Here is a 5,256-nt window from a genome sequence, read left to right as displayed (position 1 = left end):
CTTCCAGGGCGAACGCAGCACAGTCCGTGACCCTTTCCACGCACGGGCGCAGTACCGCGATTTCATTCTCGATGTCCATCTGAATGACCTCCAGAAGGCGGGTCAGGCGACGGAACCGCCGTTCGTCGACATTCTGGCCGAATGGGAACCTGAATGCGGTCAGCGGCATGTTGCAGCCATCTTTCTCGTTGCACCCGAGAGGGGACGCACCTTGCAGAATACAAGACTCTCATGCTTGCACGAGACATCCTTTCGGTCATCGGCGGGCATGCTCATATTGGATGAGGGGTGGCAGCTAGGGCGATAGGGCTACTCGAATTCATGAAGGCGGCCACGTGCGGCGCGTGTTACGACTGTTGGCGCTAAACTGCGGAGCGGAAATCGTGACCGTGAACATAGTCGGACACGCGAGTCCAAACACATTCGCCTTCAAAACCAGTGCTCCGATCAAAGCCACGGGCTTTCAGGACGGCACCTGGGGCCTGGGCGTCGTCGAACAAAGCGGAGATCGTCCTGGTTGTGGAAAGCCTGTGTCGCCAGAGCGGCGCCGAGAGATACTCGAGGCTCTCGATGGCGTGCTGGGCGGCAATCCAGAGGTCGGAGCCTACAACCAGACATTCTGAGAGGAATTGGACCATGTCTGACCGGATCGTAAGTTTTGTCATGAGCGGGGGGGTCGGCTCACGGCTGTGGCCGCTCTCGCGCGAAGACAACCCCAAGCAATTCCACGATCTTTCGGGGGATGGCTCTATGCTTGCCAAGACTGTTCGTCGCCTTAAGGCGCGGCCGGACGGAGAGACGCCGATCTACCTGATAGCCTCCGAACGGCATGCCGAGCGCGTTATCTCGGACCTAGTACCGCTCGGCCTGAACGGCGGCAGACCGATCTTCGAGCCGGTCGGCCGCAATACCGCGGCCGCCGTCGCCATAGCCACCCTGCAAACGATCTCCGAATATGGAGCCGACGCCCTTGTGCTCGTGGTCCCCTCCGACCATCAGATATCGACGACAACGCAATTCTGGGAAACCGTCAAGGCCGGCGTGCCTGCCGCCGATTCAGGAAAGATCATCGTGTTCGGGATCAAGCCGACGCATCCCGAAACCGGATATGGTTACATCGAGACCACGGCAGATGCTGACGCAGTAGCCTCGGTTTCGCGCTTTGTCGAAAAGCCGAACGCCAAGTCGGCTCGCAAATACATGTCTTCGGGACAATTCTACTGGAACGCCGGCATTTTCCTCTTTCGAGCCGACACCATGCGGGAGGCTTTTCTCGAGTTCCAGCCCGACATCTGGGACGCCGCGGAACGGGCTTACAAGGGAGCGCGGACCGACGTCTCGGGCCTTTATTTGACACAAGGCTTCTACTTGGCCGTCCCCTCGACCTCGATCGACTATGCAATCATGGAGCATGCGCGCGACATCGCAATGGTTAGGGCCTCGTTCCACTGGACCGACCTTGGCTCATGGCAATCCCTAATGGAGGCCAGCCCCACGGACAGCAACGGCAATGTCACAATGGGCGATATCGTCGCCATCGATTGCCAGGACTCTTACTTCAGAAGCCAGGGCAGACTGCTGACCGTCGTCGGGATGAAGGATGTTGCGATCGTGGCGACGCCAGATGCGGTATTCGTCGCACCCGTCAGCCACAGCCAGAACGTGAAAAAAATCGTCGAACAGCTGGAGAAGAGCGGACGCCTCGAAACGAAATTTACTGCCTCCGAAGACCGGATCATCATCAGTGGCTCATGGCGCAAGCGCGTGGAGCACTGGCTCTTCGAAGAAACCCTGCCGCTGTGGTCCACCGCTGGCGTCGACGATGTTTACGGCGGCTTCCATGAGGCCCTGGGCTTCGATGCGAGGCCATTGGGCAAACCCAAGCGCATGCGCACTGCGGCTCGCCAGATTTACGCTTTCGCAGTCGCCAAGGAACGTGGCTGGACTGGTCCGGCGGACAAACTCATCGAACACGGTATCGACTTCATCGCAAGATTCGGCCGCACGAACCGCGGCGGGTGGGTGCGAACTCTCAATGCAAACGGCAGCGCGGCCGACCCGACCGAGGACGCCTACGACCATGCCTGCGTGCTCCTGGCGCTGGCTCAAGCTCATCGATGCGGACACCACGATGCCCTGAAACTGGCACAACAGACGTTTCGTTTCATCGACGCCCACCTCGAGCACGACAGTCTGACCGGGTTCCTCGAGAGCCCCGGCTGGAACGGTGCGCGGTCTTCGAACCCACACATGCACATGCTGGAATCATTTCTTGCCTGGTATGGCGCCACGGGCGACCGTGAATATCTGCGTCGGGCAGCACGCATCATCGATCTCTTCCGGAGCCATTTCTTCGACCAGGAAAGCTGGACGGTTGGGGAACGTTTCGACGCCGATTGGTTGCCGTTGCAGGGAGATGAAGGACAGTGGACCGAACCGGGGCATCACTTCGAATGGGCTTCGCTCCTTGTCGATTTCGCACGAGCGAGCGGCCAGAAAGACTTGGTCGCCTACGCAAGGAAGCTCTATTCATCGGCGGTCGCCAGTGGATTGAACCGGACAACAGGTCTGGCTTTTGCTGCCGTATCGCGGCAGGGAATCCCTCTCGACCGGCTCTCCCGCAGCTGGCCGCAATGCGAAGCCGTCAAGGCAGCCGTAGCCTTGGATGGCATTGGCGGGCCTGACCTGAAAGCTGAGATCGAAGCCCGTGTCGCGCGCCTGTTCAGATGGCACATCGATCCCGCGCCGCTTGGCTTGTGGATCGACAGGATTGACGAGCGCGGAAGGTCACTGGCAACGGAGGTGCCGGCGAGCATCTTCTACCATCTGGTGACGGCATTGATGCAGTATCTGGACAAGACCGCGGGCCAAGTCGAACCTTTCCCGCTTCCTGCTTCGGACGTGAGCAAGACGGGTTTGAGGCAGGTACTGGGTCGCTCCTGATGCGACGATCCTGAGATACGGTGTTCGTGCCGAACCGTGGTTGGCGAAGGTCGTCTGCACCGAACCTTGACGACCGCAGATATCGGCTCCTGGCGCGGCCGCTAAGGCACAGCCTTGGCCGCGCGCACCGGCAACGCTCGCTTTCCCCCGGTCGTCGGCCGCCGTGAGGCTGCCGGTGCTGCCAGGAGTTCCGAGGCAATGAATATGAGGTTCTCGCCGTTGACGAGGCTGTCGATCTTCCTTCCGCTCAAAAGCGAGTAGACGAAAGTGAGGCAGCCTCGGCCGGGAAACATAAAGTCGTGTGGTTCCACGATGATGCACGGCACATGCTTGAGGACCTTGCCGCAGTCTCGCGTTGCCTCCAGCTCCGCGCCTTCAATGTCCATCTTAAGCATCAGCAATTTCGCCTTGGGCAGTCTGGCAAGAAGGCCCCGTAAGGTGACCGACGGCACGCCTTCTCCGTCTGCCACGCCCCGTGCCCACGATGGGCGCTCGCTGTTGACAAGTGCAACTTCGCCCTCGTGGCACCAGAGTGCGCCGTAAACAGACATGATCCGCTCTAGACCGGCGCAGTTCGAGAGTAAGACTTCATGCGTTTGGCGATCCGGTTCGATGGCCATCACCACAGCATCAGGATACTGGTCTCTGAGGAAAATCGACGAGTAGCCAACGTTAGCGCCGGCATCCACGATAACGGGTATGATCCCCCTCCGTCTCCATCCTGCCGCGAGCCGGTTGAGCGCGCTCTGTCCACCCTTTCCAATTTCATATTCGCCGTGCCCAAAAATTTGTGACATGACAAACAAGTCGCTGTCGGTAGGCCTGATCAGCAATTCATGATCGCCACAGCGAACTTTCATCGCCGAGCCGATCCCGAGTGCGCGGCGAAGGAGTACTGAGACCAGTTTCCTCCAGCCGATGGCGCGCGCGAGCCCGTCAATGTGATAGAGCTTGGCGTAGAACGTCCGGTTCATCGTCGCAGTATCACCTGAGGATGTGCCAATCTCCATACACCCTTAGGGAGTAGCCAGGCCGGCTCGCCACCGAAGCAAATTGCCCGCACACACCCCCCGCATGCATATTCCTGCCATCATGCCCTCCCCGGTTCGGTCGTAGGCATGCTTCCTGCGCCGCTTATCAGCAAGGTACCGCAAGGTGATAGGGACGTCGTAGCTACGGCAAATTCGGTAGCACTTGCCTCTGTGTCGCTGCCTCAAAGCGGGATAGTATGCTTTGGGAAGATGCCTGACGCCACATTGAACGACCTCTCCCGATCATGGAAATGCGGTTAATTCGTCAAGGCGTTGTAACTTTGAGACGTGAACCATCTTGTCCGAACGGTTGAGACGCAACGATGGCCAAAAAAAAAGTCCGTGCGAGACCCAGCAGTGACCTTCTGAAACTGCTTGCCACAAGGCCTAGAGCGGTGGCGCTTGCTGCGCTGCACGTGAGTGAATCCGTGCTGCTGGAACTCGAAGCGTCCGAGCTTTTGTCAGCAGCAGAGATTAGAGGGCTACTTAAGGACGCGTCGATGACGTTACGAAATGCCGCCGAGCAAGCGGACAATCGCAGCTGCCTCGTCGCCAGCGAAATAGTCGATTCCATGCGGGAAAATTTCAAGAGAAATAAGACTTAACCTGTCGCCATCGGCCGACCGGGAAAAACTTGTTATCTTCAACCAAAACTGCCGTTGCCACGTCATCGATAGTGCATTGGAGCATATTCTTCACATCAATTTTAATGTACGGTGTATGCGAGGGAGGTAGTTCGGGCAGTAGTTGGGCGGGGTTGCTTCTGAATGACGCCACATCCATTTTTGCGCGGGAATGAAAAACGCCTGTCGTATGAGGACGATACGGCGCTGATCAAAAGGCTGGGATTCACGCCGAAGCGCTATCTGGCGGAGACGGTCATCGTCAATCAGGGCGAGGATTGCGATCGCATGTTCATTGTCGAGTCGGGCTGGGGGTGCATTTCTCATGAACTTGCCGGCGGGCAGCGACAGATTCTAGATTTTGCACTGAAAGGCGACATCGTCCTACCTCAGTCCTACTCGGGCAGGGCTCTTGAAACGTTTGTGGCTCAAACCGAAATTTCAGTTCTGGTGGCTTCGACCAAGACATTTGCCGTTGCGGCCATGCAGTCGCCCCATCTGTTCTCCCTTGTTCTCGAAACCCTCGTGCACAATGCAGCGGTTGTCGCTCAACATCTCACCAATGTGGGACGACGCAGCGCCTTGGCGCGGACGGCGCATCTCTTCCTCGAACTGATGACGCGTCTGGAACGAATCGGCTCTGTCACGCGCAACAGCTA

4 protein-coding genes are annotated in these 5,256 nt (G+C 58.4%); 3 read left to right on the top strand and 1 reads right to left on the bottom strand.

Features of this window, described 5'->3' with window-relative positions:
* The first annotated feature begins 636 nt into the window (after positions 1 to 636).
* On the top strand, positions 637 to 2,943 hold the full coding sequence (locus EN884_RS24775; protein WP_128360783.1) for a mannose-1-phosphate guanylyltransferase/mannose-6-phosphate isomerase: 2,307 nt from the start codon (positions 637 to 639) through the stop codon (positions 2,941 to 2,943).
* Between the two features lie 101 nt (positions 2,944 to 3,044).
* Here EN884_RS24775 and EN884_RS24770 read toward each other — a convergent pair whose 3' ends face one another.
* A complete protein-coding gene (locus EN884_RS24770; protein ID WP_024505424.1) occupies positions 3,045 to 3,917 on the bottom strand; it encodes an FkbM family methyltransferase in 873 nt (290 codons plus the stop codon).
* Between the two features lie 380 nt (positions 3,918 to 4,297).
* Here EN884_RS24770 and EN884_RS24765 point away from each other — a divergent pair, with 380 nt between their 5' ends.
* Both EN884_RS24765 and EN884_RS24760 read left to right on the top strand, forming a co-directional pair.
* The gene (locus tag EN884_RS24765) at positions 4,298 to 4,579 is read left to right on the top strand and encodes a hypothetical protein (RefSeq protein WP_024505425.1); all 282 of its coding nucleotides are present in this window, start codon (positions 4,298 to 4,300) and stop codon (positions 4,577 to 4,579) included.
* 162 nt (positions 4,580 to 4,741) lie between these two features.
* On the top strand, positions 4,742 to 5,256 hold a 515-nt coding region (locus EN884_RS24760; RefSeq protein ID WP_164895134.1), incomplete at its 3' end, for a Crp/Fnr family transcriptional regulator.

Origin of the sequence: Mesorhizobium sp. M7A.F.Ca.AU.001.01.1.1, from assembly GCF_004022735.1 — a bacterium.
Classification (GTDB): Bacteria; Pseudomonadota; Alphaproteobacteria; order Rhizobiales; family Rhizobiaceae; genus Mesorhizobium; species Mesorhizobium ciceri.
This window is presented reverse-complemented; position numbering and strand designations above follow the sequence as displayed.

Excerpts from the sequence above, each read along its gene's own strand:
- EN884_RS24775 (WP_128360783.1), top strand. The coding sequence starts at position 637 with ATGTCTGACCGGATCGTAAGTTTTGTCATGAGCGGGGGGGTCGGCTCA.
- EN884_RS24770 (WP_024505424.1), bottom strand. The coding sequence starts at position 3,917 with ATGAACCGGACGTTCTACGCCAAGCTCTATCACATTGACGGGCTCGCG.
- EN884_RS24765 (WP_024505425.1), top strand. The coding sequence starts at position 4,298 with ATGGCCAAAAAAAAAGTCCGTGCGAGACCCAGCAGTGACCTTCTGAAA.